This window comes from Yoonia sp. (genome assembly GCF_017854415.1).
GTDB lineage: Bacteria > Pseudomonadota > Alphaproteobacteria > Rhodobacterales > Rhodobacteraceae > Yoonia.
This window is the reverse complement of sequence record NZ_JAFMHR010000022.1, coordinates 1-26,507: the sequence shown is the minus strand read 5'-3', so window position 1 is coordinate 26,507 and position 26,507 is coordinate 1. Positions and strand designations below refer to the sequence as shown.

General features: G+C 54.9%; 24 protein-coding genes. 8 read left to right on the top strand and 16 right to left on the bottom strand.

What is annotated here, in order from left to right; genetic code table 11:
• Positions 1–164 precede the first annotated feature (164 nt).
• Complete coding sequence (gene lipB / locus QZ197_RS04440) at positions 165–839, top strand: lipoyl(octanoyl) transferase LipB (protein WP_272146334.1); 675 nt, start codon at positions 165–167, stop codon at positions 837–839.
• 2 nt (positions 840–841) lie between these two features.
• Here the strand turns inward: lipB and QZ197_RS04435 are convergent, their stop codons facing one another.
• Positions 842–1,975 carry a carboxylate-amine ligase gene (locus QZ197_RS04435; RefSeq protein WP_272146331.1) on the bottom strand — a complete coding sequence of 378 codons (1,134 nt, stop codon included), beginning with the start codon at positions 1,973–1,975 and terminating at the stop codon, positions 842–844.
• 224 nt (positions 1,976–2,199) lie between these two features.
• Here QZ197_RS04435 and ctaD point away from each other — a divergent pair, with 224 nt between their 5' ends.
• On the top strand, positions 2,200–3,873 hold the full coding sequence (gene ctaD / locus QZ197_RS04430) for a cytochrome c oxidase subunit I (RefSeq protein ID WP_272146328.1): 1,674 nt from the start codon (positions 2,200–2,202) through the stop codon (positions 3,871–3,873).
• 151 nt (positions 3,874–4,024) lie between these two features.
• On the top strand, positions 4,025–4,513 hold the full coding sequence (locus tag QZ197_RS04425) for a DUF2244 domain-containing protein (RefSeq protein ID WP_272146326.1): 489 nt from the start codon (positions 4,025–4,027) through the stop codon (positions 4,511–4,513).
• Between the two features lie 5 nt (positions 4,514–4,518).
• Here the strand turns inward: QZ197_RS04425 and QZ197_RS04420 are convergent, their stop codons facing one another.
• On the bottom strand, positions 4,519–4,980 hold the full coding sequence (locus QZ197_RS04420) for a GatB/YqeY domain-containing protein (RefSeq protein WP_296430466.1): 462 nt from the start codon (positions 4,978–4,980) through the stop codon (positions 4,519–4,521).
• A 172-nt stretch (positions 4,981–5,152) separates the two neighbouring features.
• Between QZ197_RS04420 and carA the strand changes: the two genes are divergently transcribed.
• On the top strand, positions 5,153–6,289 hold the full coding sequence (carA, locus tag QZ197_RS04415; RefSeq protein ID WP_296430464.1) for a glutamine-hydrolyzing carbamoyl-phosphate synthase small subunit: 1,137 nt from the start codon (positions 5,153–5,155) through the stop codon (positions 6,287–6,289).
• Here carA and QZ197_RS04410 read toward each other — a convergent pair whose 3' ends face one another.
• The gene (locus tag QZ197_RS04410) at positions 6,290–6,943 is read right to left on the bottom strand and encodes a GntR family transcriptional regulator (protein ID WP_272146319.1); all 654 of its coding nucleotides are present in this window, start codon (positions 6,941–6,943) and stop codon (positions 6,290–6,292) included. It abuts the gene before it with no gap.
• Between the two features lie 101 nt (positions 6,944–7,044).
• Between QZ197_RS04410 and QZ197_RS04405 the strand changes: the two genes are divergently transcribed.
• A complete protein-coding gene (locus QZ197_RS04405; RefSeq protein WP_272146317.1) occupies positions 7,045–7,692 on the top strand; it encodes a pyrimidine 5'-nucleotidase in 648 nt (215 codons plus the stop codon).
• A 39-nt stretch (positions 7,693–7,731) separates the two neighbouring features.
• The gene (locus tag QZ197_RS04400; RefSeq protein WP_296430476.1) at positions 7,732–8,922 is read left to right on the top strand and encodes a UbiH/UbiF family hydroxylase; all 1,191 of its coding nucleotides are present in this window, start codon (positions 7,732–7,734) and stop codon (positions 8,920–8,922) included.
• Here QZ197_RS04400 and QZ197_RS04395 read toward each other — a convergent pair.
• The 3 genes from QZ197_RS04395 to QZ197_RS04385 form a co-directional block, all read right to left on the bottom strand.
• On the bottom strand, positions 8,919–10,046 hold the full coding sequence (locus QZ197_RS04395; protein WP_296430460.1) for an aminotransferase class V-fold PLP-dependent enzyme: 1,128 nt from the start codon (positions 10,044–10,046) through the stop codon (positions 8,919–8,921). The two genes, QZ197_RS04400 and QZ197_RS04395, sit on opposite strands and share 4 nt — an antisense overlap.
• Before the next feature lie 78 nt (positions 10,047–10,124).
• A complete protein-coding gene (locus QZ197_RS04390) occupies positions 10,125–10,577 on the bottom strand; it encodes an Lrp/AsnC family transcriptional regulator (protein WP_296430458.1) in 453 nt (150 codons plus the stop codon).
• A complete protein-coding gene (locus QZ197_RS04385; RefSeq protein WP_296430456.1) occupies positions 10,574–11,029 on the bottom strand; it encodes an Lrp/AsnC family transcriptional regulator in 456 nt (151 codons plus the stop codon). Before QZ197_RS04385 ends, QZ197_RS04390 begins: the two co-directional genes overlap by 4 nt.
• A gap of 133 nt (positions 11,030–11,162) precedes the next feature.
• Between QZ197_RS04385 and ilvC the strand changes: the two genes are divergently transcribed.
• Together ilvC and QZ197_RS04375 are read left to right on the top strand one after the other, a co-directional pair.
• Positions 11,163–12,185 carry a ketol-acid reductoisomerase gene (gene ilvC, locus QZ197_RS04380; protein ID WP_296430454.1) on the top strand — a complete coding sequence of 341 codons (1,023 nt, stop codon included), beginning with the start codon at positions 11,163–11,165 and terminating at the stop codon, positions 12,183–12,185.
• Positions 12,186–12,271: 86 nt separating this feature from the next.
• Entirely contained in the window at positions 12,272–13,171 is a 900-nt protein-coding gene (locus tag QZ197_RS04375) for a DMT family transporter (RefSeq protein ID WP_296430451.1), read from the top strand.
• Here QZ197_RS04375 and glmM read toward each other — a convergent pair.
• The 10 genes from glmM to QZ197_RS04325 form a co-directional block, all read right to left on the bottom strand.
• Entirely contained in the window at positions 13,168–14,511 is a 1,344-nt protein-coding gene (gene glmM, locus QZ197_RS04370; protein ID WP_296430449.1) for a phosphoglucosamine mutase, read from the bottom strand. The genes QZ197_RS04375 and glmM overlap by 4 nt on opposite strands.
• Positions 14,508–15,521, bottom strand: coding sequence for a dihydropteroate synthase (gene folP, locus QZ197_RS04365; protein ID WP_296430447.1), 1,014 nt, complete (start codon positions 15,519–15,521; stop codon positions 14,508–14,510). Before folP ends, glmM begins: the two co-directional genes overlap by 4 nt.
• Positions 15,518–16,438, bottom strand: coding sequence for a dihydroneopterin aldolase (locus QZ197_RS04360; RefSeq protein WP_296430445.1), 921 nt, complete (start codon positions 16,436–16,438; stop codon positions 15,518–15,520). Before QZ197_RS04360 ends, folP begins: the two co-directional genes overlap by 4 nt.
• 96 nt (positions 16,439–16,534) lie before the next feature.
• Positions 16,535–17,194, bottom strand: a complete 660-nt coding sequence (locus QZ197_RS04355) for a cell wall hydrolase (RefSeq protein WP_296430443.1) — start codon at positions 17,192–17,194, stop codon at positions 16,535–16,537.
• A 205-nt stretch (positions 17,195–17,399) separates the two neighbouring features.
• A complete protein-coding gene (locus tag QZ197_RS04350) occupies positions 17,400–19,895 on the bottom strand; it encodes a putative PEP-binding protein (protein ID WP_296430473.1) in 2,496 nt (831 codons plus the stop codon).
• Between the two features lie 133 nt (positions 19,896–20,028).
• Positions 20,029–22,371, bottom strand: a complete 2,343-nt coding sequence (gene glyS / locus QZ197_RS04345; protein WP_296430441.1) for a glycine--tRNA ligase subunit beta — start codon at positions 22,369–22,371, stop codon at positions 20,029–20,031.
• The gene (locus QZ197_RS04340) at positions 22,371–22,892 is read right to left on the bottom strand and encodes a DUF6446 family protein (protein WP_296430439.1); all 522 of its coding nucleotides are present in this window, start codon (positions 22,890–22,892) and stop codon (positions 22,371–22,373) included. Before QZ197_RS04340 ends, glyS begins: the two co-directional genes overlap by 1 nt.
• Complete coding sequence (locus tag QZ197_RS04335; protein WP_296430437.1) at positions 22,892–23,812, bottom strand: glycine--tRNA ligase subunit alpha; 921 nt, start codon at positions 23,810–23,812, stop codon at positions 22,892–22,894. Before QZ197_RS04335 ends, QZ197_RS04340 begins: the two co-directional genes overlap by 1 nt.
• Positions 23,813–23,882: 70 nt before the next feature.
• Positions 23,883–25,469 carry a 5-guanidino-2-oxopentanoate decarboxylase gene (locus QZ197_RS04330; RefSeq protein WP_296430435.1) on the bottom strand — a complete coding sequence of 529 codons (1,587 nt, stop codon included), beginning with the start codon at positions 25,467–25,469 and terminating at the stop codon, positions 23,883–23,885.
• A 1-nt stretch (position 25,470) separates the two neighbouring features.
• Positions 25,471–26,507 (bottom strand): TrkH family potassium uptake protein (locus QZ197_RS04325; RefSeq protein ID WP_296430432.1); only part of this gene is annotated, 1,037 nt, incomplete at its 5' end.

The following is a 26,507-nucleotide window of genomic DNA, read 5'->3' as shown; positions in this document are numbered from 1 at the left end:
CGGTCGGGGGGACTCGAACCCCCACGAGTGTTACCTCACAGCGACCTCAACGCTGCGCGTCTACCAATTCCGCCACGACCGCAAGACCAAAGGCTGGTAAGTGCGGCACTCATAGACGAGCGGATTTGTGATGCCAAGAGGGAAAACACCCCCTTTCCATTGCAGTGACACAACGCTACCCCAAGGATATGGTGGAATGGATCACAACGAGCGGTTTGACCGACTACGAAGACGCTTTGACCTTCATGGAAAATCGCGTGGCCGGGATTGTCGACGGCACGGCAGACGAGTGCATTTGGCTGGTTGAGCACCCCCCGCTTTATACATCAGGAACGTCTGCCAAACCCGCAGATTTGGTCGATCCCGATCGCTTTCCGGTCTTTGATGCCCGACGCGGTGGTCAATATACCTATCATGGTCCCGGCCAGCGTGTGGCATATGCGATGCTGGATGTCGGCAAACGCGGCCGCGATGTGCGTAAATTGGTTCAGGACCTCGAACTTTGGATTATTGCGACGCTGGACACATTCAATGTGAAAGGCGAAATCCGTGACGGGCGCGTCGGAGTTTGGGTGCAGCGTCCTGATAAACCGCGCAACGCGGACGGGTCAGTTGCCGAAGACAAAATCGCAGCACTTGGGATCCGCCTGCGTAAATGGGTGTCGTTTCATGGGCTGTCGATTAATGTAGAACCTGATTTATCCCATTTCGACGGCATAGTCCCTTGCGGCATTCGCGATCACGGAGTCACGTCGCTGGTTGATCTGGGCTTGCCCGTCAGTATGGATGACTTGGACGTCGCGTTGAAAACCTGCTTTGAGGCGCAGTTTCAGCAGTAGCTTTACAAATCTGCCTGAAATTCACTGATCAAATGCTGCACAACCGCATTTAGCGCCTCTTGACTGTTTGCCCCTGACGCTTTCGCTTGTTCAAAGACACTGCGCTGTTGATCCGCACTCGTGCCGGTCGTCAATATATCGCGGGCTGCGGCAACCTCTGGCATACAATCCAAGGCTTCGGCGTCTTGAGCGATCAGTTCAATCAACTCATCCACCGCCTGCGCGAATGGTATAAGCGATTTGCGTCCAAAATCGATAAACCCTTCGGACACGCCGTATCGCTGTGCGCGCCAGCGGTTTTCGGCGACCATAAAGTTCTGCACGATCCGCCAGCCGTCATTTTCCACAGATTTGCGCCACAACATACGTGTCAGGCATTGCGTCAATGCGGCCAGCGTCAGCGTGACCTCCATCCGCGGTGCGACGTCGCAAATCCGCGATTCAATTGTCGGGAACTTTGAGGAAGGCCGCAGGTCCCACCAGATTTTTGATGCGTCCTCGATCAAACCGAGTTCACTCAGAGTTTGTACGGTAGAGGAAAACTGTTCCCAATCCTTCATAAAGGGTGGCAAACCAGTGCGCGGCAGATTGTCGAAGACGGTCAGGCGGTAGGACTGCATGCCCGTATCTTCGCCCTGCCAAAACGGAGATGACGTCGACAGCGCGTGCAGATGCGGCAAGAAATACTTGAGCTGATTGACCAAGTTGATCCGCATATCCTGATCCGGAATGCCGACATGCACATGCATCCCGCAAATTAACATGCGCCGCGCAACCCCTGCCAGATCACGGTGCAGCTTGTTATAACGTGCCTTGTCGGTGTGGTGTTGATCTTTCCAATCGGCGAACGGGTGGCAAGACGCAGCAATCGGGGCAAGACCATGTGCCGCTGCATGCCGCGCAACTGTGCGCCTCAAATTGCCCAAGTCGTCGCGGGCTTGCCCAATGGTTTCACAAATGCCTGTACCGACCTCGACCTGACATTGCAGGAACTCTGGGCTGAATTTGCCAGCAAGTTCATCGCCACAAGCCGCTATCAAATCATCTGGCGCATGCGCCAAAGCAAAGGTTTCTTTATCAACGAGCAGGTATTCCTCTTCGATACCTATCGTGAAGGGGGGCGTCGTTGTTGCCATTTCATGCCTCCTGAACTTTCCCAACTTTAACGTCTTTGCGGCGGCACACCAGTGTTTTGACACCACTTGCAGTTTGTTCAAGACTTCGCCTGCGCCAAATTAACCCAGCAAGAAATACGTATCCTTAGTTGCCCCTTTACCCCCAAGCGACTAGAACCGTTTCAAACGACCGCCTTGCATCGACTCGGCGGCGTGAAAAAGTAGCCAATACGAGGAGAGCCACAATGGCAGACGCAGCCATCCACGGCGACGCACACGAGGACGAACGGGGTTTCTTTACCCGTTGGTTTATGTCCACAAACCACAAAGACATTGGTATTTTGTACCTGTTCGCGGCAGGTATTCTTGGATTTGTCTCGGTCGCCTTCACAGTTTACATGCGCCTAGAGCTGATGGAGCCTGGCGTGCAATTCATGTGCCTTGAAGGTGCGCGCATCACTGCCGCAGCTGCAGGCGAATGTACGCCTAACGGACATCTTTGGAACGTTTTGATCACATACCACGGTGTGTTGATGATGTTCTTTGTGGTTATTCCAGCGCTTTTCGGCGGTTTTGGTAACTACTTTATGCCATTGCAAATCGGTGCTCCGGATATGGCGTTCCCGCGCCTGAACAACCTGTCTTTCTGGATGTTTATCGCTGGCGCGTCGCTTGGTGTGGCATCTATGCTCGCTCCCGGCGGCAACGGTCAGGCCGGTTCTGGCGTTGGCTGGGTTTTGTATCCACCGCTATCCACTTCTGAAAGTGGCATGTCGATGGACCTCGCGATCTTTGCGGTTCACCTATCAGGAGCGTCTTCGATCCTTGGCGCGATCAACATGATTACGACGTTCCTGAACATGCGCGCACCAGGTATGACGCTGCACAAAGTGCCCCTGTTTGCTTGGTCGATCTTCGTGACTGCGTGGCTGATCCTGTTGGCCCTGCCCGTTCTGGCCGGTGCAATCACAATGTTGCTGACAGACCGCAACTTTGGCACGACTTTCTTCCAACCAGAAGGCGGCGGCGACCCGATCTTGTACCAGCACATCTTGTGGTTCTTCGGTCACCCTGAAGTTTACATCATCATTATCCCTGGCTTTGGTATCATCAGCCACGTGATTGCGACGTTCTCTCGCAAGCCGATCTTTGGCTATTTGCCGATGGTTTATGCCATGGTTGCAATTGGTGTTCTTGGCTTCGTTGTTTGGGCGCACCACATGTACACCGTTGGCATGACGCTGACCCAGCAGTCCTACTTTATGCTGGCGACAATGGTCATTGCGATCCCGACAGGTGTCAAAATCTTCTCATGGATTGCGACAATGTGGGGCGGCTCGGTTGAGTTCAAGACACCGATGCTTTGGGCATTCGGCTTCTTGTTCTTGTTCACCGTTGGCGGCGTCACAGGCATCGTTCTGTCACAGGCTGGCGTCGACCGTGTTTACCATGACACCTACTATGTTGTGGCGCACTTCCACTACGTGATGTCGCTAGGTGCTGTGTTCTCGATCTTTGCGGGCATCTACTTTTACCTGCCAAAGATGTCAGGCCGTATGTATCCTGAATGGGCTGGCAAGCTGCACTTCTGGGCGATGTTCATCGGTGCAAACCTGACATTCTTCCCACAGCACTTCTTGGGCCGTCAGGGTATGCCACGTCGCTACATCGACTACCCAGAGGCATTTGCTTACTGGAACTATGTCTCAAGCTGGGGCGCGTTCTTGTCCTTCGCATCATTCTTGTTCTTCATTGGCGTCCTGGTTTGGACACTGACAAAGGGCAAGCGCGTCACCGAGAACAACCCTTGGAACGAGTATGCTGACACACTGGAATGGACACTGCCGTGCCCACCACCAGAGCACACATTCGAGACGCTTCCAAAGCAGTCCGATTGGGACAAGCAACATTCGCATTAGCGCAAGCTGAACTGAATTAGAGAAAGGCCCCGTCAGAAATGACGGGGCCTTTTTTATTGCCCCTCATCTACGGCGTAAATTTATTCCAGCCGTAGAGAAAGCATTGGTCAATCGCGTTTGACGATCCCGCATGACAAGCTAAAACCATGGTATGCCTTATGAATGGACACCAGCCCAACCCGCGCAAGAAAGCCACTGGCAACTTAGCCTTTGGCCCTATCGGTCTTTGTTACGCAAAGATTTTGTGTTGTTCATCGGAGCCACGGCAGCACTGGTCGCCTTGCCATTGCTGACCCTGCTTGGCAAAGCCGTTCTATGGGGATTGTTGCCGTTCTTCTTGTTGATGATCGCAGGCGTTTGGTACGCCTTGCACGTCAGCTACAAGCGCGGTGAAGTACTCGAAGAACTGATTGTTGATGACACAGAGGCACATCTGACCCGCCACAACCCGAAGGGCGACATTCAAGAATGGCGCGCGAACCGCTATTGGGTCACCGTGCATCTGCACCCCAAAGGCGGACCGGTAGAAAACTACATTACATTGCGTGGCGGCGACCGCGAGGTCGAAATCGGCGCGTTCTTGGACGTCGGCGAACGGTTGGCCCTCTATGACGAACTCAAAGGCGCATTTCGCAATTGATCCATCTAGCCGAGGTGGTTCTTGACCATTGGACCGGCTTTGCCAAAATCCATGCGTCCGGTAAATTTGCCCTTTAAAACAGCCATCACCTTGCCCATATCACGGATGCTGGTCGCACCAACTTCGGCAATAGCGGCCTCGACGGCGGCGGCTGCTTCATCTTCGCTCAACTGTTTGGGCAGGAACTCTTCAATGATGGTAATTTCTGAAAGCTCTTTTTCCGCCAATTCCAGACGACCGCCCTCTTCGTAGGCGCGCGCGCTTTCTTGCCGCTGTTTTACCATGCGCCCCATGATCGCAAGGATATCATCATTGGTCACACCTGCGGTGTCATCAGCGGTTCCGCGCAAGGCGATGTCTTTGTCTTTGATCGCCGCATTGATAAGTCGCAGCGTCGAAAGACGGTCCGCTTCTTTCGCACGCATGGCGTCTTTAAGGGCCGCGCCGATTTTTTCGCGTATTAGCATTGATGTATCCTGTGGATATTGCGTCAAAGAAACGCAAACATAGTGTGACAATGCACAACTGACAAGCGCTGCTTGCGCAACGCCACCCTTGTTTGCAAGGCTGTGATACGGCCTTGACCATGGCGGCGGTCCCTCGTAAACCCAGCCCAGTTTGACGGATGGGAGAGTTATCATGACGCAGAAACCGACGGCCTGTTTGGCACTTGCGGATGGTACGATCTTCTATGGCATGGGCTTTGGCGCCACTGGTGAAACGGTCGCCGAACTTTGCTTTAATACCGCAATGACCGGCTATCAGGAAATCATGACAGACCCGTCTTATGCGGGCCAAGTGGTCACCTTTACCTTCCCCCACATCGGCAACACCGGCGTCACACCCGAAGACGACGAAAGCAACGATCCGATTGCCGAAGGCATGATTGTGAAATGGGATCCGACGCTTGCCTCTAACTGGCGTGCGACCGAAGAACTGACAACATGGTTAGCAAGACGCAATCGCATCGGCATGGGCGGCGTTGATACGCGCCGGTTGACGCGGGCAATCCGCCAGCAAGGCGCGCCACATGTGGCCCTTGCCCATGATCCTGACGGCAACTTTGATATTGCGGCTCTTGTGCAAAAAGCGCGGGCCTTTCAAGGACTTGAAGGTTTGGACCTTGCAAAGGATGTGACCTGCGCACAGTCCTATCAGTGGAACGAAATGCGGTGGGCTTGGCCCCAAGGTTATGCCCCGCAGACCGACGCCAAATACAAAGTCGTCGCAATTGATTTTGGCGCAAAGCGGAACATACTGCGCTGTCTGGCAAGTGCTGGCTGTGATGTCACTGTCCTGCCTGCAACCGCAACTGCACAAGAGATTCTCGCGTTGAACCCAGACGGCGTTTTCTTGTCAAACGGCCCCGGTGATCCAGCGGCAACTGGCGTTTATGCTGTGCCCATGATCCAAGGTGTGTTGGCCGCAGATCTGCCGGTCTTTGGCATCTGCCTTGGACATCAAATGTTGGCCCTTGCTGTTGGTGCAAAAACCATCAAGATGAACCACGGCCATCACGGTGCGAACCATCCTGTGAAGGATATGGAAACCGGAAAAGTCGAAATTACATCAATGAATCATGGCTTTACGGTTGATAGCCAAACCTTGCCCGACGGTGTTGTAGAAACACATGTATCGCTGTTCGACGGTAGTAACTGCGGTATCCGCATTGCAGGACGCCCCGTATTCAGCGTGCAATACCACCCCGAGGCAAGCCCGGGACCGCAAGATAGTTATTATCTGTTTGAACGCTTTACCGAAGCGATGCGCGCCTAATTACTCAGCCGCTTCAACCGCTTGGGCGTCCAGTTTTAGACGCGTGACGAACGCCTCAGAGATATGATCGCGCAGCGCCTGATATGCTGCGTCACCATCACCTGCTTCGATGGCAGCGACGATCGCTTCATGTTCTTGCAAGGTCTGATGACCGCGCCCTTCGGCAGCGATCGATGTCGTCGCCAAAAGCGCCATAGACCGATGTACAAGATCCAGTTGCCGCACCAAAAAACGGTTGTGCGACGCGAGGTGAATTTGCTTGTGAAAGCGACGGTTGGCGCGGCTCATGGCGTTGGGATCGCTTACTAATTTGGCATCCGCGGCCATCAAGTCGCGCAACACCTTTATCTCTTCTGGTGTCGCATGTTGGGCGGCAAGCCTGGCCGCTAGCCCTTCCAATTCACCCCGCACAACATACAGTTCCGAGAGCTGTGAATGATCCAGTGACGCAACAATCAAAGACCGCCCGTCGCGGGTCAGCAAAGACTGCGTCTCCAGCCGCTGCAACGCCTCGCGGATCGGGGTGCGCGAGACGCCAAATCTCTCCGCCAATTCACTTTCCACCAAGCGGTCACCCGGTTTGTAGACATGACTGTCGATTGCCTCAAGAATAAGGGCATAGGCGTCTTTTTGTGAACCGCGCGCGTCGTGCATCAATCTGTCCTTTTTAGCATCGCGACAGCATAGTCCCCTGTCCCCCAAAGGATCAACCCAAACCGATTGCACAGCACCCACCCCGGGCATATTGTCCGCGTATGGTTGCACAGTATTTCGCACATGTGGATACATGGGTTTTTGACCTCGACAATACGCTTTATCCGCCGTCCGCCGATCTTTTTGGGCAGATGGACGGTCGTTTTTCTGCCTATGTTGCGCGGTTGACGGGTTTGGATCACACCGCAGCGCTTGTCTTATGCAAAGAGTATTGGAACGCCTATGGGTCGACCCTGACAGGTCTCATCGCACATCACGATGTCGATCCGCATCATTTTTTGGCTGATGTGCACAATATTGATATTTCGCACCTACAAGAAGACGCCAGCCTTCAAGCTGCTATCAAAGGGCTAAGTGGCCGGAAAATCGTATTCACCAACGGGTCGCATAATCACGCCAAACGCGTTCTGGCCGCCCGCGGCCTCACGTCGTCGTTCGATGCCGTCTACGGTGTAGAACATGCCGATTTCAAACCAAAGCCAAGCCATGATGCCTTTCGCAGTGTCTTTGCCAAAGACGGTCTGGTTCCTCAAAAATCTGCGATGTTCGAAGACGAGGCACGCAATCTCGCGGTTCCGCACGCATTGGGCATGCGCACGGTGCATGTGCATCCACAGGCGGAACCAGATCACTATATTCATCACCACACAGATGATCTTGCGGATTTCTTGTCGCAGTTGGCCCGCTGACCCTTTCCGCCTTTGTAGAACAGCCCTATGTCTTATCTTATGGAACGTATTTCGACCGATATTTTGATTGCAGGCGGTGGTGTTGCTGGCCTGACCGCGGCGGCCGCTTTTGGCACTGCGGGATTTCGCGTGGTGATCGTTGACCCTACCCCACCTATCACGACCAGTGATGCCGCAGGGGCCGATTTACGCACAACCGCGTTCTTACAGCCAGCCCAGCAGTTTCTAGAGGCTGCGGGCTTGTGGAGCAAACTCGCCCCCTATGCGACACCCTTGCAGGTGATGCGTATTGTTGATGCGGGTGCAGATGCCCATGTGACCCGCGATTTCAACGCAGCTGACATTTCCGATAAACCCTTTGGCTGGAACCTACCCAACTGGCTTTTGCGCCGTGAAATGGTAGCGCGACTGGTAGAATTGCCCAATGTCGACTTTCGCCCCGGCACCGGGTTTGCCCGCATGTTGGCGCGCGACGCCGCAGCCATTGTGACGCTCACGGATGGCAGCCAAGTCGATGCACGCTTGGTAATTGGCGCGGATGGTCGTGGATCAGCCGTACGCAAAGCCGCAGGTATCGACGCGAAGATCACGCGCTATGGACAAAAGGCACTGACATTCGCAGTGACCCATGATGCACCCCACGATAATGTCTCGACCGAAGTGCACCGCTCTGGCGGACCATTCACACTCGTCCCCCTGCCAGACCATGAAGGGCGACCTTGTTCTGCCGTGGTCTGGATGGACAGCGGCACAGAGGTGCAGCGCTTGGCAGCACTTACAGACGACGCTTTTGAAACCGCTGCCAATGATCGATCTGCTTTGCTTTACGGGCCACTCAAACTGGCTTCGCGACGCAGTGTCTGGCCGATAATCAGCCAGATTGCTGATAGCCTGATCGCCCCGCGCACAGCACTTGTTGCCGAAGCAGCACATGTCATGCCGCCAATTGGCGCACAGGGTTTAAACATGTCGCTGCGTGACTTGGCGTGCCTACTAGACCTAGCGACGGCGCAACCTGATCAGTTGGGCGCGCCTTCGATGCTGGACGCCTATGCGCGCAAAAGACATGCAGACATCAAACTTCGCGTGACTGGTATCGATGCACTGAACCGCGCGTCAATTGCAGGAAGCCCCGTGTTCCAAACGCTCCGGTCCAAAGGGATCGAAGCGCTTTATGGGGTTTCCCCGGTGCGTCGTACGTTGATGCAATTGGGTCTGGGTGCTGGCTAAAGCACCCTGTCCAAAACCGGCACCAAACGTGCCAATGTACCATCTACATCATAAAGCTTATCAAGTCCGAATAGACCCAAACGGAAAGTGCGGAAGTCAGCAGGTTCATCGCATTGCAGCGGAACACCGGCGGCAATCTGCATGCCTTCGGCTACGAATCTTGAACCGTTTTGGATTGCAGGATCATCAGTATAGCTGACCACAACACCCGGCGCGCCAAACCCTTTTGCCGCAACCGACTTAACGCCTTTATCGGCCAGCACCTTGCGCACAGCGTCACCCAGGGCCCATTGCGCATCCTTTAGGCGTGCAAATCCATATTTCTGCGTCTCTAGCATCGTATCGCGAAACGCGCGCAAGCCGTCGGTTGGCATCGTCGCATGATAGGCGTGGCCACCGTTTTCATACGCCTGCATGATGCTGTGCCACTTTTTCAAATCCATTGTGAATGAATTCGACGACGTATCTGCCATGCGCGCAATTGCGCGATCAGACATCATCACCAAACCCGCTGATGGGGTCGATGACCAGCCTTTTTGCGGAGCAGAAATAAGCACATCGACGCCGGTGGCTTTCATATCGACCCAAGCACAACCAGACGCGATGCAGTCCAATACCAGCAACGCGCCCACCTCATGCGCGGCATTCGCCATTGCCGTGATATAGTCATCCGGCAGGATAATTCCGGCCGAGGTTTCTACATGTGGGGCAAAGACAACGTCTGGTTTTGCATCCCTAATTGCCGCGACAACGTCATCAATCGGCGCAGGCGCAAATGGGGCACGAGTGTCATTGCCCGCTTGGCGGGCCTTCATAACGGTGGTTTGCGCTGTGAATTGTCCAGCATCAAAAATCTGGCTCCAGCGGTATGAAAACCAACCATTGCGAACGATTAAGGCATGGGCATCTGCACCAAACTGACGTGCGACTGCCTCCATCCCGTAAGTGCCGCCACCCGGAACCAGTGCAACATGGTCTGCATTATATACTTCTTTGAGCATGCCCGAAATATCGGTCATGACGCCTTGAAACGCCTTGGACATATGATTCAAAGAGCGGTCCGTGAAGACCACGGAAAATTCCATCAGACCGTCGGGGTCAACTGAAGTGTGTGCGCCATCCATGTGGTAATCCTCCTAGAGTTAAAAAAGGGCTAAGGGTACGTGGCGCCAAAAGCAAAGACTATCTTGGTATACAGTTGTCTAAATCGGTCCCGGCCTGCGTTCTTCACTTAGCAGGACATTCGCCTCGACGTTGCCCACCCCCGGCATTGTCATGATCCGGCGGCGTAGCACGCGTTCAAAATCGGCCAGATCGCGTGCGACAACGCGAAGTCGATAATCATAGAGGCCAAGAACGTGATCAACGGTTTGGACCTCCGGAATTGCGCCAATCGCGCGCTCAAAGTCCTCAAGGCTGACGCGGCCTTTTGTGGCCAGCTTCACACCCAGAAAGACCGTCACACCAAACCCGACCTTCTCAGCATCCAGCATGAGGCGACGCCCCGCAATGACGCCTGCATCTTGCAGCCGTTTGATACGGCGCCATGTGGCAGGTTGGCTTAGGCCCAGTTTTTGCCCCAAGCGCGCCGTCGACTGATCGGCATTCGCAGACAACGCACGCAAGATCGCGCGATCAAGGTCATCCAACGTCATATTGGCAGACTTTCATCTGATTTGACGGTCGCGACGGTCATCAGTGCTTCAATGTCCGCGATATGTGGCAAGGTCAGCACCTGTTCGCGGTAAATCCGTTGGTAGTCCGGTAAATCCCGCGCAATAAGCGAAAGCCGCACATCAACGCGACCCAAGAACGTCTGGATTTCAATCACCTCTGGCACCGCACGGGCCGCGGCAATGAAATCGTCAAACGCCCGCGAAATTGTCTTGTCCAATGTAATCCGCAAACTTACCGAAACCGAGTATCCTAGCGCTTTCCAATCAATCACAATATGACTTCCGCGCAGCACCCCGTCGCTGCGCAATCGATCCAAACGGCGGGTCAGACGCGCAGGTGTGACGCCTATCGCCTCGGCAAGTTCCGGGACGCCGCAGGCCGGGTCCTCTTGCAGTAATCGTAAAAAACGGCGATCAACATCATCAAGCATAGAAATATGAATAAATGAAGTAAATACGCATAGCAATCATCATCTTGCCCTCCAAACTCAATATACAACGCTCCCATACGGCATGTTTTCAGTTATACACACTTCAGAAAACACCAACCAAAGGACGACGATTATGCGCGTTTATTACGATCGCGATTGCGATGTGAACCTGATCAAAGACAAAAAAGTGGCCATCCTTGGCTATGGCTCCCAGGGCCACGCCCACGCGCTGAACCTGCGCGACAGCGGTGCAAAGAACCTTGTTGTGGCACTGCGCGAAGGATCGCCAAGCCAAGCAAAAGCCGAAGGCGAAGGCCTGACCGTGATGGGCATCGCCGAAGCTGCGGCTTGGTGTGACGTGATCATGTTCACAATGCCCGATGAGCTTCAGGCAGAAACATATAAAAAATACGTCCATGACAACATCAAGCCGGGTTCGGCAATTGCGTTCGCCCACGGCTTGAACGTGCACTTCGGCTTGATCGAGCCGAAAGAAGGCGTTGACGTCATCATGATGGCACCAAAGGGCCCCGGCCACACAGTGCGCGGCGAATACACCAAAGGCGGCGGTGTGCCTTGCCTTGTAGCGATTGACCGCGATGCATCCGGCAAAGCCATGGAAATCGGCCTGTCCTATTGTTCCGCCATCGGTGGCGGTCGTTCCGGCATCATCGAGACAAACTTCCGTCAGGAATGCGAAACTGACCTGTTTGGCGAGCAAGCTGTGCTTTGCGGCGGTATCGTTGAATTGATCCGCATGGGTTTCGAGACATTGGTCGAAGCTGGCTACGAGCCAGAGATGGCTTATTTCGAATGCCTGCACGAAACCAAGCTGATCGTTGACCTGATCTATGAAGGCGGCATCGCCAACATGAACTACTCTATCTCGAACACTGCTGAGTATGGCGAGTATGTTTCCGGCCCACGCATCCTGCCATACGACGAGACAAAGAAGCGTATGAAAGACGTGCTGTCCGACATTCAGTCCGGAAAATTCGTGCGTGACTTCATGCTTGAGAACGCTGTTTCACAGCCAACACTCAAAGCATCCCGTCGTGCCAACGACGAGCACCAGATCGAAATCGTCGGCGGCAAGCTACGCGATATGATGCCGTGGATTTCCGCAGGCAAAATGGTCGATAAAGCCAAGAACTAAAGTCTGGTAAGGTGGATCTTGATCCACCTTACTGATTGAAAGGCCCGGGCATTGTCCGGGCCTTTTTTGCGCAAAGGACCCTCATCATGACCACGCAGCCCACCGTCGCGAACTGGCTATCCATTGCCGTCCTCGGCCTCATCTGGGGCGCGACCTTTATGGTCGTGGCAATAGCTCTCGAAGGGTATGGGCCGCTCACCGTGGCATGCGCACGCACGACTTTGGGTGCTGCGGCATTGCTGATGCTGATGCGTATTCTCAAACGCCCCCTCCCCGTTTTTACACCCATCATGCGCCGCTATCTGATTGCGATCGGTTTGCTGAACACGGCCTTGCCATTCGCCCTACTTAGCTGGGGGCAGCAATATGTCCCCTCTGCATTTGCAGGGATCTCTATGGCCGCACTGCCACTGTTTGTGCTCCCGCTTGCGCATTTTTTCACCGATGAAAAAATGATTATACGCAACACCTTGGGCGTCATGATGGGCTTTACAGGGGCAATCGTTTTGATCGGCCCCGCCATTTTGCGTATCGGCACTGGGCTAGAGCCATTGGGTCAGCTTGCCTGCATCGCCGCGTCGATTTCTTATGCGATATCCAGTATCATGACCCGCCGCTGCCCGCCAATTGATCCGATTACGATGGCTGCACTTTTGCTTACAGTCGGGTCCATCGCATTGATCCCCGCCATGTTGTTTTTTGAAGGCATCCCGACGATCAGCGACCCACGCCCGACAATCGCGATTCTTGTACTTGGTTTCATTCCAACCGCACTTGCCGCATTAATCCGTGTCGCAACGATCCGCAGCGCTGGCGCAATCTTTATGACCTTAGTGAATTACCAAGTCCCGCTTTGGTCAATGGTCTTTGGCGTGCTGGTCCTGAACGAAGTCCTCCCACTGCGCTTTTTCGCAGCTCTAGGTTTGATCCTGATCGGACTTGTCATCAGCCAATGGGTAGGATTAAAAAAACTGCTTTTGCGTTAGGTCGCGGCTTCAACTTCGGCCACAATCGCATCGACGACCTGTCCCAAAAGCACGTCGTCCTCGCATTCCGCCATTACGCGGATCAGCGGCTCCGTGCCAGATTTGCGGATTAGCAAACGCCCTTTCCCAATCAACTTAGCCTCTGCATCAGCGATTGATTTCTGAACCAACGCCGCATTCAACGGGTCTTGCCCTGCCGCATAACGCACGTTCTTAAGCATCTGCGGCACCGTTTCAAAGACCGAAGTCAGCGCGCTGGCCGGTTGGTCGGTCTCGATCATCGCAGCCAAGAACTGCAGACCCGCCAACAGCCCGTCGCCGGTTGTGGCATAATCTGTCATCACAATATGACCCGATTGTTCGCCGCCTAAATTCCAGCCGTTTGCACGCATCGCCTCGACCACATAGCGGTCGCCCACGTTGGTCCTTTCAAGCCGCAAGCCGCGACCATCCAAATGACGTTCCAACCCCAAATTCGACATCACTGTGGCCACCAAAGTGCCGCCGTTCAACCGGTCTTGGTCCGCCCAACGTCCCGCCAAAAGCGCCATCAACTGATCGCCATCGGCAACCGCGCCGGTTTCGTCCAGGATCATCACACGGTCTGCATCACCATCAAGGCAAATGCCAAGATGCGCACCAACCTCCAAGATTTTGGCGGCGGCGGCGGCAGTGTTTGTCGATCCACACCCATCGTTGATATTGAAACCATCAGGGCTGACGCCAACCGGAATAACCGTCGCGCCCAATTCCCAAAGAACTTCTGGTGCAACCCGGTGCGCCGCGCCGTGCGCGCAGTCAATCACCACCTTAAGCCCATCAAGCCGCATCCCCGCCGGAAACGTCGACTTAATACGTTCGGCATAGCGAAAACGCCCATCATCAATCCGTTTGGCCCTACCGATATTATGCGCTTTGGCGGGCTCTATCTCGCTATCAATCAGAGCCTCGATTTCAGCTTCGGCTTCATCTGACAACTTGAAACCGTCGGGACCAAAAAACTTGATGCCATTGTCGTGGTGCGGATTATGGCTGGCGGAAATCATAATACCCAGATCAGCGCGCATAGACGTCGTCAACAAGCCTACCGCAGGTGTCGGCACGGGCCCCAAAAGAAGCACGTTCATGCCGGTACTGGTCAAGCCCGCCGTCAATGCGCTTTCGAACATATAGCCCGATAGCCGCGTGTCTTTGCCAATCACAACACGGTGGCCATTTGACCCGTCATTGCGAAAATATCGCCCTGCCGCCGCCCCGATCTTGAGCGCCATATCGGCGGTCATCGGATAGGTGTTGGCTTTGCCGCGCACACCGTCAGTGCCAAAAAGTTTCCGTGTCATGTGATCGCTGCTCCGCCAATTGCCCATTCCAGATCTAACGCCTGTTTGGTCGCAAAGATATCGTGAACCCGCAGGATTTGCACGCCCCGCCTTGCCGCAAATAGTGCGACCGCCACAGATCCACTGACGCGGTCATGCGCTGTCTGCCCACCGCCAATAACGCTGATAAATCGCTTGCGCGATGCACCTAGCAAAATGGGACAGCCAAGGCTGTGAAAAAGCGCTATGCCGCGCAACAAAATCAGGTTGTGTGCGACCGTTTTGCCAAACCCGATACCGGGATCAATCACGATTTGGTTGCGTGCAATTCCAGCGGCAACTGCGGCATCCACGCGCGCAGATAAAAAATCATACACATCCAACAAGACATCTTCGTATGCCGGATCATCTTGCATGTTCTCGGGCGAACCTTGCGCATGCATAACACAAACAGGCACGCCCGCCGTTGCGGCGACATCAGCAAGTGCAGGGTCAAAGGTGAAAGCCGCGACATCATTAATCATTGTAGCACCTGCAGATACTGCGGCCTGACCAACTGCAGATTTGCGCGTATCAATCGAGATCGGCACACCGCTTTGCGCGCGGATTGCCGCAATAACCGGTGCAGTGCGGTCGATCTCTGCAGCAATCGCTACTTCTGTGGCCCCCGGACGCGTGCTTTCGCCACCAATATCGATGATTTGCGCGCCTTCGGCCTGCATTACCAACGCGCGATCAAGAGCAGCCTGTGGCGCTTCAAACTGCCCGCCATCTGAAAAACTATCCGGGGTTACATTCAGAATTCCCATCAGGCGTGGGGCGCTCATATCGAGCCCGGCAATCGGCGGACGCTGACAGGTCAAATGATGCAAAACATCCGTTGGGATATCGCGTGCAGGTACGGTATTGATGCCGCCGCCACGTTCGTGCACGGCAATGCTATCAAACCAGCACAAGCCGCCCGCTAGCGCAAAGCTTTGTCGCGTCGGAACTTCGCCAAAGCGTGCAATGGGGCGATAGTAAAGGGTCATCCCAGATCAACCGAAGCAGCTGGAATTACGCGGATCGCAACGGCTGTCTTGGGCGCAGGTGCACCGATCACCAACAGCTCTTTCGCGGCAATATCTTGTGCAAACCAAGCGACCAGAGCAACGGCATCGCGTGGACTGGCCGAAGGACCATCGACTGCATCCAACACTATCTTTGATGGTGCCCAGATACAAATCTGATCATTCTTCATCGCCCAATCCAATTCTGTACGCGTTCCAACCACCATAAGGCGGTGATCGCGCGCGGCCAGTGTCCATGCGTTTTGTTCGATCGCTAACAGGTCAATGCGGCGCTGCGCCAATGCATTGCTCGCCTGTGGGGCGGCAACATCGGCGGGGCCCACGGAAATAATCAAAGGTGCGTCCATTGCGGCCAATTGACCGATCCAAGCGGTAAGATGCTGCGCCGAAAGCGCTTCGTTCGATAAATAGACGACGCGTGGGTGCGGGGCTTCGACGTGGTCTTGGCCAGCAAGGTTTACACCATCGCGGGACCGTACAATCTCTACTCCCAATGAAAACGGGCCGCGGTCCAGCTTTTCAATGCGCACAAAAACACGTTCTGCTTGGGGTTCCAGCAAAATACGCTCGGCGACGCGGGCAGCGAGTGTCTCAAGCAGGTTGATCCGCTCTGCCTCTAGCTCGACCCCGATCGCCTCGGTGACTTTGTCGTAGGACAATATCCGGTCAACGTCGTCATCAATCGGACCGCTCAGCGGTGAAACCTCGACCACAATATTGAAACGCACGCGCTGCAATGTGCCGCGCTCTTGCTGAAACGCACCGATTTCGACCTCTACGACATAGTCGCGTAAGGAAATCCGGTCACAAGGGGTTTGGCTGCTGGCCTCGGCCCTTTCGCTGGGATGGGCAAAGGCAAGGCGAATATCGTCAGTCATTAGGGTTTCCGGCACAAATTAATACTGTGTCCGAATATAGGTGACGGCCCATCGCGGCAAGCGTCAGCCGCGACGCGCGCACCATGTCATGCGACGTTAGTTAGACGCTGTACGCACAGGCTGGCGATAAAAGTGGTGCGAACCGATGGTCGCTGTGCGCGGGTAGCGCTGCGCCCAAGACGGGTTCACTGCTTTGGTATGGTAGTGCGTAGCACCGCCGGTCAGCGCGCGCGGCACGCCATCAACCAAAATACGTGCAACTTTGCCAACGCGTTCCCATGACTGCGGCTCTGCAATGACTTCGGCTTTGCCGTCACAGGTATATGTGAACTGACAACCGTACTTGCGGCCTGTGCCTTGGTTGATAACGTTGCAAAGCGTGTCTGGATAATTGTTGCTATCAACACGGTTCAAGATCACTTCGCCCACGGCAAACATGCCGCGAACAGTTTCACCGCGTGCTTCGAAATAAAGGGCCTCGGCAAGACATTCCCACTGGGCACCGCCATCTGCAGAGGGCTGATCAGCCAGAAAATCGCGGCTGTAAATCAGTTGCGCTTCTGCGGTAACATCGTCTTCGTTTCCGGCCGGCAGGCTGGTCAAAAGATCCAACTGGTATTCAGGAACCATAGACAAGGCGCTGCGCTCTTGTCCAATAATAGTGCTCAAGCGCGAAGCGAGCGTTTCATCCGCCGCGGCTGGCAGAGCCGTAAACGAAATGGTTGCCGCAGCAATTGCGGCCGTAATGGCTTTCATAATCGACATCATTTTCCCACCCAGGAAATACGCGGCGTTGCTCCGCGCTAGCGCCTCGCTCTCTAAAGGAAGGTGACGTTTACGTCTACCCCCTGCCCCTTGGGATTGGCAAAAGGGCAACAGATTAAATGCTGTTAGGTGCGTATTTAGTGCAAAAGCGCCATTTGTGGGCCGATTTAACACTACATTTAGCGTTGCACCAGCGTCATACCCGCTCTGCAAGGGCCAATTGTGCGGCCGTTAATCGCGCGCCTGGAACACGAAATGGTGAACACGACACATAATCAAAGTTGTGTTGGCGGCAAAATGCGATCGCGGCACGGCTTCCGCCATGCTCGCCACAGATCGACAAAACAACGTCAGGACGCCCTGCCCGACCACGTTCTGCACCGAGTGAAATCAGCTCTCCGACGCCCTCGATATCAAGAGTATGAAACGGATCTTCGGCATAAACACCTTGCTGCACATACGACGACATGAACCGCCCCGCGTCATCGCGCGACAGCCCATATGTCATCTGGGTCAAATCGTTGGTGCCAAAAGACAAGAACGCTGCATGTTCCGCAATGTCTTGGGCACGCAAGGCCGCTCGCGGGGTTTCGACCATCACACCGAGGCGATAATCAAAGTCCAGTCTGTTTTTCGTGCGCACGGAGTTCGCAATCGCATCCACGCGGCCCTTAACCAATTCAACCTCGCGCATCGCACTAACTAACGGAATCATGATATCGACCGATATCTTGATACCCTTTCGCCGTACCGCGACCATCGCTTCAAAAATAGCTTGAGCCTGCATATCGTAGATTTCAGGGATCGCGATACCTAGCCGCACACCGCGCATGCCCAGCATGGGGTTATATTCAGCCAAAGCTTCGACACGTTCGGTTACTTCTGACAATGGCAAAGCCACTTGTTCCGCCAAATCGCGCAAGCCTGCTTTGTCAGACGGCAGAAATTCGTGCAAAGGCGGGTCAAACAGACGGACACAGACGGTTTTACCCGCCATAATCTCGAACAGCGCTTGGAAATCTTCGCGCTGCATCGGCAACAAACGATCCAGAACAGCCCGGCGGTCATCGCTTTCTTCGGCAAAAATCATCTCGCGCATGACACCAAGGCGGTCACCTTCGAAGAACATATGTTCTGTGCGGCAAAGCCCGATCCCCTCTGCGGCAAAATTACTAGCAGTCTGCGCATCAGCGGGCGTGTCGGCATTGGCGCGCACGCCAATATCGCGGAAATCATCAGCCCATTCCAGCAGCGTCTGGAACGCGCCGTCCAATGCGGCCTCGAGCATGGCAGGTTCACCGACAAGTACTTGACCTGTCGTGCCATCAACTGTGATCACGTCACCTGCCGAAAAAACCCGCCCGTCAGGGGCTGTAATCTGGTTCGATTTGCGGTCGATAGACAGATCAGATGCACCCACGACGCAAGGCAAACCAAGGCCACGGCCAATAACAGCCGCGTGGCTTGTCACGCCACCGCGCATGGTCAAAACTGCATGAGCCGCGTGCATCCCGCGAATATCCTCTGGCGTGGTTTCGCGGCGCACAAGAATGCAGGCTTCACCACGGGCGGCACTCGCTTGGGCCTCATGGGCTGTCAAAACGATCCGCCCAGAAGCAGCACCAGGGCTTGCGGCGATACCGCGCACAATCACGTCGCGCGCAGCGGTTGGATCAACTTGTCGGTGGAGCAATTCTGACAAGGCCGCAGGTTCAATGCGCATGACGGCTTCTTCACGCGGGATCACCTGATCTTCGGCCAAAGCGACGGCAATCCGCACAGATGCACGCGCGGAACGCTGAACGCGTACCGCATCAAGAATTTGCAACTCGCCATCTTTGATGGTGAATTTGATATCCATTTCTTCGCGCAGGTTCTTGCGGCAAATATCGCCGTACTCCACGAGCTGCGCAAAAACTTCAGGCTGCAAGTCTTCAAGTGAAGGGCCGCGCGGATCGCGGGCCAGATAATGCGCACCTTCGGCATCAGGGCGCACATCACGCGTTTCGGTTTGCCATGCGCTGACATAACGTCCAACGATTGTTGGGGCCCCTGTGGCCACATCAACAAATCGCACAAAGCCCTGCCCGCATTCACCAGAATTGCGTCCAGCCGCCATCGCTTGGACAACCAAACCAAGACCCGCGTCGGCAGGTGCGCCCTTGGCTTGACGCAGCAAACGTGCGGTCGTGCCATCCCATGCACGCGCCATCGAGCGTAGAACTTCGGCCAATTGCACTGCAGGGTCTTGGGGGAACCGTTGTTCCGTTTCAAATTCGTACGTTTCCATCATCGACCGCAGGCTGGCGGTGTCGAATACGTCGGGCAGGTAAAACTCATCAGGGTCAAGTCGCGCCACATGCACCGCGTAGGACTGCACAAAGCGCAGGTAAACGCGGGTGGCAGCGGCTTCGCCAACATAGTTGATCAATTCGACATAGCGGGCATCATTCATGCCCACGTTCAGGATCGCACCGGGGCCACCCCAATCAGGATCTTGGCTGGACGGGCGGACGGACAAAAGCGGCGCATCGCCGAATGGGGCCAATAGCGCGTCCATATCCGGCAAATCACCCAACGCCGCAGCATGCACTGCGTCAAATGACAAAGCGACCGTGATCGGCACAGGCATATCCAAGCGCACAAGGCGTTGCAGGCATTTCGCACGCCCCCCGTGCACAGCAGCGCGCATTGCGGCAGTCGGAGTAATCAGGGTCAAAGGACTATAAGGCGTCTGTTGCTGCACTGCGGCACCGATCTATTATGTGGGTGCAGCATAGAAGACAAAAGGCGTTTATGTACACCCAAGTTTACAGTTTTGGACGCTAGCCTTCGATTTTGTTCAAATCCGCGACGCTCAGACAGATTTTACGGATGCGTGACAACAGGTTAAGGCGGTTGCGGCGCACGACTTGGCGCTCATCATTCACCTGTACTGTGTTGAAAAATGCATCAATCGGGCCGCGAAGTGCTGCCATAGCCGTCATTGCGGTGCTGAAATCTTCGTTAGCCATCGCAGGGGCAATTTTCGCATCTGCAGCATCAAGAGCTTCGAAAAGCGCCTTTTCGGACGGGTCCTCGGCGAATTTCAGGTCAGCGCCGTAGGAGTATTCAACCCCGTCTTTTTCTTCGGCTTGGGTCAGGATGTTGTTGGCGCGCTTGAACCCTTGCAGCAGGTTTTCACCGTCGTCAGTGGCAAGGGTCGCAGCGAGGGCTTCGGCGCGTTTGACCAGCAGCGTCAGATCGTCGTTGCCCGGCATCGCGATGCAAGCGTCGATAATGTCGTGACGGATGCCTTTGTCTTTGAGGAAGACTTTGAGGCGGTCGTGGAAGAAGGAGAGGAGGTCGGACGCCATTTGATCGGCAGTCTGCAATTTGGTTGCAATCTGCTCCCCAAGAACCTGAGCCTCGCCCTTCTTTCGACCGACCTCTGAACGAAGCTGGTCCGTCAAGTACTTCGCTTTTTCAGGCGTCAGTCTATTGGATGAAAGCTCTGACGCAATATCGGAAACATTTTCAAGTTGCGTCATCAACTCCTTTAACTGTTCTACCTCTTGGTCACTGTAGCCCAGGTGGTCGGCAATTAGCGCCATCAAGTGTGAATGAAAGGACTGAAGGCGATGATCACCACCTGTGATCAACCGAATAATCCCCAGCACTGCTCTGCGCAGCGCAAACGGGTCTTTACTCCCTGTTGGTTTCTCGTCAATCGCCCAGAACCCTGTCAGCGTGTCGATCTTATCGGCCAGCGCCACGGCCACGGACACAGGTGCGGTTGGCACGTCATCTGACGGGCCCAGTGGCGAGTAATGCTCTTCACAGGCCGCAGCGACTTCCGCAGGTAAACCCGCCTCGGTCGCGTAGTAACGCCCCATCAAGCCCTGCAGTTCTGGAAACTCATAGACCATTTCAGATGACAAATCAGCCTTGGCCACCCGTGCGGCTTGTTCAGCCAAATCAGGATCAGCACCCACGCTTGGCGCGATCTCGCGCGCCAAAGCCGCGATCCGTTCAATCCGGTCTTTTTGTGAACCCAATTTGTTATGGAACGTCACATTCGCAAGGCTGTCCAACCAAGGGTCCATCCCCGCTTTGGCCACCCGCAAATCGTTTTCCCAAAAGAACTTTGCATCCGCCAAACGCGCGGCCAGAACCTTTTGGTTGCCTGCCAGAATGGTCGCACCCTGATCGGCGGTTTCCATGTTGGCGACAGTCACGAAACGCTCGATCCGGTTGGTTTTGGGATTGCGCACAGAAAAGAACTTCTGATGCTCTTTCATGGATGTCTGCAGCACCTCTGGCGGCAGGCCCAAAAAGTCATCGCCAATGCGGCCCAGCAAGACCACAGGCCATTCGACCAGCCCTGCAACTTCGGCCAGCAAACCACGATCTTCGACCACTTCAAGGCCCAGCGCGAATGCTTGGGTGGTGGCGTCGCTCCAAATCGCTTCGGCCCGTTCATCGGCACGCAAGACCACCTTGGCGCGCTTTAGCTTCACCTCGTAGTCATCGAAAGATGTGACAGAAAATACATCTGGCGCAAGGAACCTGTGCCCGCGCGTCGTATTGCCTGATGTGATGCCATCGATGTCCAATGGCACAACCTCGGCCCCTGCTTCATCGATCAAGATGCACAGAATTGTATGGAGCGGACGCACCCATTTCAGCGTGCCGCTGCCCCAGCGCATTGACTTGGGCCACGGGAAATTGCGGATCGCATTTTCCAGCACTTCGGCGATGATATCTGCGGCTGGACGAGGCGGGTACTCCAGAGTTGCAAAAAGCACCCTTTTGCCCTTCAACTCTTGTGTTGTGACGAAGCTGGAGTCAAAATTGAGAACCTCGCCATTCTTCAACGCATCAATCTGTGAAGCATACCAGCTGTCAGTACCTTCTAGGCCTAACCCTCTAAGAAATCCTTGCACTGCTTTTGGGTTGGCATCTACGGGAGGTCCTTTCTTCTCTTCTTTAAAGACTGCACTTTCGGCACTTAGCCCATCAAGCGACAACGTCAGACGGCGCGGTGTGGAAAACGCGGCAGCCCCTGCGTAGGTCAAACCAGCCTCGACCAAACCGTCTGTGACCAGCTTGCGCAGATCATCCGCTGCACGGGTTTGCATACGCGCGGGGATTTCCTCGGAGAAGAGTTCAATCAGAAGATCAGGCATTACTGGGAACTTTCTGGAATAGGAGGGCAATCGTCAGGTGGGCGGTTGCCGTCAAAGACAACTTCGCCGCAGGCATTAATCTGGTGCCATGCAAAACCGCGACCATCAGGGTAGATCGCAACAATGCGGTCGATGCCGTATTCGACGTTTTCGATGCCCATAAAGGCGATGGCTTCGCTTTGCAGGTCCGCGCCAATTTGGGCGGCATCAAAGCAATCGAACCACCCGGGGGCGACCCGTGGTTCGGGCGCGTCGACGATCACATAGGTTTCCGTCAACATCGCTTGGCTAAGCGGTGTTTCAAAACATGCACGGTAGCGTAGCGGGCTGCTGATTGCGTCGATTGCATCAAAGCTATCAACGACAATAGGCTCGGCCTGCCCTGTTGATACAGACGTCAGCAGGACCGCATCCGCACTGAACGCGACCTCTTCGTAGTACGCATAGACCTGCTGGTAATAAAGCACGCCACCTGCCGCGGCACCCATAAGCAACATAATCACAATAATAACCCGCGCCATCAGGCTGCGGCCCCGCCTGCGGGCGTTTGCACGAAGGCATCAGCGCAGGCTTTGGCCAAGTTGCGCACACGACCGATATAGGCTTGGCGTTCGGTCACCGAGATAACACCGCGTGCATCCAGCAAGTTGAACACATGAGACGCCTTGATACATTGATCATAGGCCGGATGTGCCATGATGATTTTGCGTCCTGTTTTGGGGTCAACAGCGGGCGCGTCCAAAATACGCTGGCATTCGGCCTCTGCGTCGACAAAGTGCTGTAACAGCACGTCGGTATCCGCGATATCGAAATTCCAGCGCGAATATTCCTGTTCGGTTTGTTGGAACACATCCCCGTATTTCAAAGCAATCGGTGCGTCAGGGTCGTTGAACGGCATATCCATCACGTGATCGACACCAAGCACATACATCGCCAAACGCTCTAGGCCGTAAGTCAGTTCGCCTGCCACAGGTTTGCAGTCGTGTCCGCCGACCTGTTGGAAATAGGTAAACTGGCTGACTTCCATGCCGTCGCACCAGACTTCCCAGCCAAGGCCCCACGCGCCCAAAGTAGGGCTTTCCCAGTCGTCTTCGACAAAACGGATGTCATGCATGGTTGCATCAATTCCGATTGCCTTGAGAGACCCCAGATACAGGTCCTGCATTGCGGGTGGCGACGGTTTGATTAGGACTTGGTACTGATAATAATGCTGCAAGCGGTTCGGGTTCTCGCCATAGCGCCCGTCCGTAGGCCTGCGTGACGGCTGCACATAGGCTGCTGCCCAAGGCTTATCGCCCAGCGCGCGCAGAGTTGTCGCAGGGTGAAACGTACCCGCGCCGACTTCCATGTCGTAGGGCTGCAGAATGGCGCAGCCTTGGGCCGCCCAATAGGTCTGAAGCCGCAGAATGATCTCTTGGAAACTGCGTGGTTTATCGATCATCGGAACCCTCGTGTGCTGATGCGCCGTTCAATAGGGTGCTGTGCCCCAAGGGTCAATCAGACAACACAAATCACTGCGCGATATTGGACACGACGCGGATGACGGTTGGGCCTTTGCGCGCCAAAGCCGTGTGCAACGCGTCCGCAAAATCGCCAAGCGTTTGAGGCTGTGCGGACGCAGCGCCATAGGCTTCGGCCAGTTTGAGGAAATCAGGATTACGCTGGATCACCGCGTTTGGTGCAATTTGGGCAGCAACCATGCTGTCTTCGATCTCGCCCAGTTTGCCGTTGTCCCAGATGATGACCGGCAAGGTCAGCTCCAATTCGACCGCAACAGCGAGTTCTTGGACGGTATATTGGAAACCGTAGTCGCCAAGGATTGCCACAACCGGCTGATTCCCAACGCCAATTTTGCCACCGATAGCGGCAGGCAGTGCATATCCCAGCGTACCAAACCCGTAGGGGTGGTGCCAGTGGGCGGGGCGATCCATTGGGTAGATCTCTTTCGCGGCATAGGCGAATTGGGTCATGTCAGAAAAGATCATAGTGTTGGCCGGCAGTGCCGATTTCAATGCATCGACAACTGGCAAGATACCTGGGCGTTCTGCATCCAGTTCAGCACGCCAGCGTGCGCGTGTCTTGGCAACTTCTTGGGCGGTCCAAGTCGTTTCCTTGACGCCCTCAATCTGCATCAAGCTTTCGGTCAGATGCGCACTGGCATCGGCAAGAATGCGGATATCTGCGTGGTGGCGGTCTGACAGGCTTTCTTGATCAAGATCGATGCGGATCATTGGCGCGGTATGGCCAAGATCATCACGCCACAGATCAACTTCGGAAAGCCGCGTACCGACCGCGATAATGAGATCGGCAGAGGCGATAACATCGGCACTGCTTTGCCGTGGCAGCGACGCGCCATAGTGTAAGGGGCTATCATCAGGAATGATGCCGCGCCCTGCGTATGTCGTGAAAGACGCGGCATTCAGGCGCAAGAAATGCGGCAGCCAGCTTTCGACACCGCGCACGGCACCACCGCCAAAGATGAACAATGGGCGTTTTGCAGTTCTGATACGGTCGGTCAGTGTACTGCATTGCAAAGGTGCGGGTTCGGCACATGTGGGCCAATCAGCGGGGCACATAGGTGCTGCTGGGGCTTGTGCTTCTAACTGCGCAATGGGGACTTGGATGTGTTTAGGGGAAGGTACGCCAGCTGCCATTTGCATCAATGCCCGATCAATCAACTGATAGCTGGCATCAGCGGTGCGCGCGGTCGCGGACCAATCGCATACTGTGGCTGCTGCTCCTTCTTGATCTTTCATCTGGTGAAGCTGTCCGCGCTTTGCTTCAGTTTCATCCAGCACCGATGACAGGACCAGCATGGGCACGCTATCCGAATACGCCTGCCCCATCGGTGTCATGATATTGCACAGACCGGGGCCAGAAATCACATAGGCCACCCCCACTTTGCCCGTCGCACGGGCATAGCCGTCGGCCATAAAGCCCGCCCCTTGTTCGTGACGCGCAAGCACATGGGTGATCCCTGCTTCCTCGATTCCGCGGTACATCTCTTGGTTATGCACGCCGGGAATGCCGAAAATGGTATCGACACCGCGATCCTTTAGCATATGCGAAATTTGTGCACCAAGCGGACGCGTTGTCATGTCAGTTTCTCCAGAATTTGATCGATAGAATGGTCAGCACGACCATGATCTCAAGCCGGCCGACGAACATGGCAATCGCCAGAATCCACTTTGCCGTATCGTTGATGTTTGCGTAGTTTCCGGCCGGTCCAATCTCAAGCCCAAGCCCGGGACCAATGTTCGCCAATGCGGCCGCTGCACCAGAAATGGAAGTGATGAAATCAAGGCCCGTCATGCCCAGCAGCACCGCTGTGCCACCCAGCGACAAAATGAATGCCACCAAAAAGGCGATAACAGAATTCAGGACGTCCTCACTAATCGGACGCCCATCATAGCGCGGTGTAAACACGCCGTGTGGGGAATGGATTTGCCTGATCTGGCTTTTGATCGCTGCGAAAACAAGCTGATACCGGAACACTTTGACCGAACACGAAGTAGAACCCGCGCATCCACCAATCAGGCCGATCAAAAAGAACATTGTGACCGGAAACGTCCCCCAGGTCATGTAGTCGGCACTGGCGTATCCCGTGCCTGTCATGATCGAAGTGACATTGAAAAGCGCGGCACGAAACGAAACTTCGGTCATGACACCGCTACGTCCCCATAGCCACATGGTAATGAAGACAACACAAATGCTGATAATCAACAAAAAGACATGGACTTGGCGATCATGAAGCAAAGGCTTTGCCGTGCCTGCCAAAATCTGAACAAAGCGCACAAAGGGTAGTGCCGCCAGCACCATGAACACCACCGCCACATAGTGAACCCCTGCCCCGAAAGCTGCAAAAGAAATGTCATAGTTGGCCATGCCGCCAGTCGACACAGTCGTCATCGCATGCACAATGGCATCAAAGCCGTTCATGCCCATCGCTGAATAAGACAACATGCAAGCGACTGTCAGACTGATATAAATATATGAAATCTGCTTTGCGATTTCACCTGCGCGGGGCAGGATCTTTCCGCTTGTATCAAACCCTTCCGAGCGGAAGATCTGCATACCACCAACCCGCAATTCTGGCAAAAACACCATCGCGACGACAACGATACCCACGCCGCCCA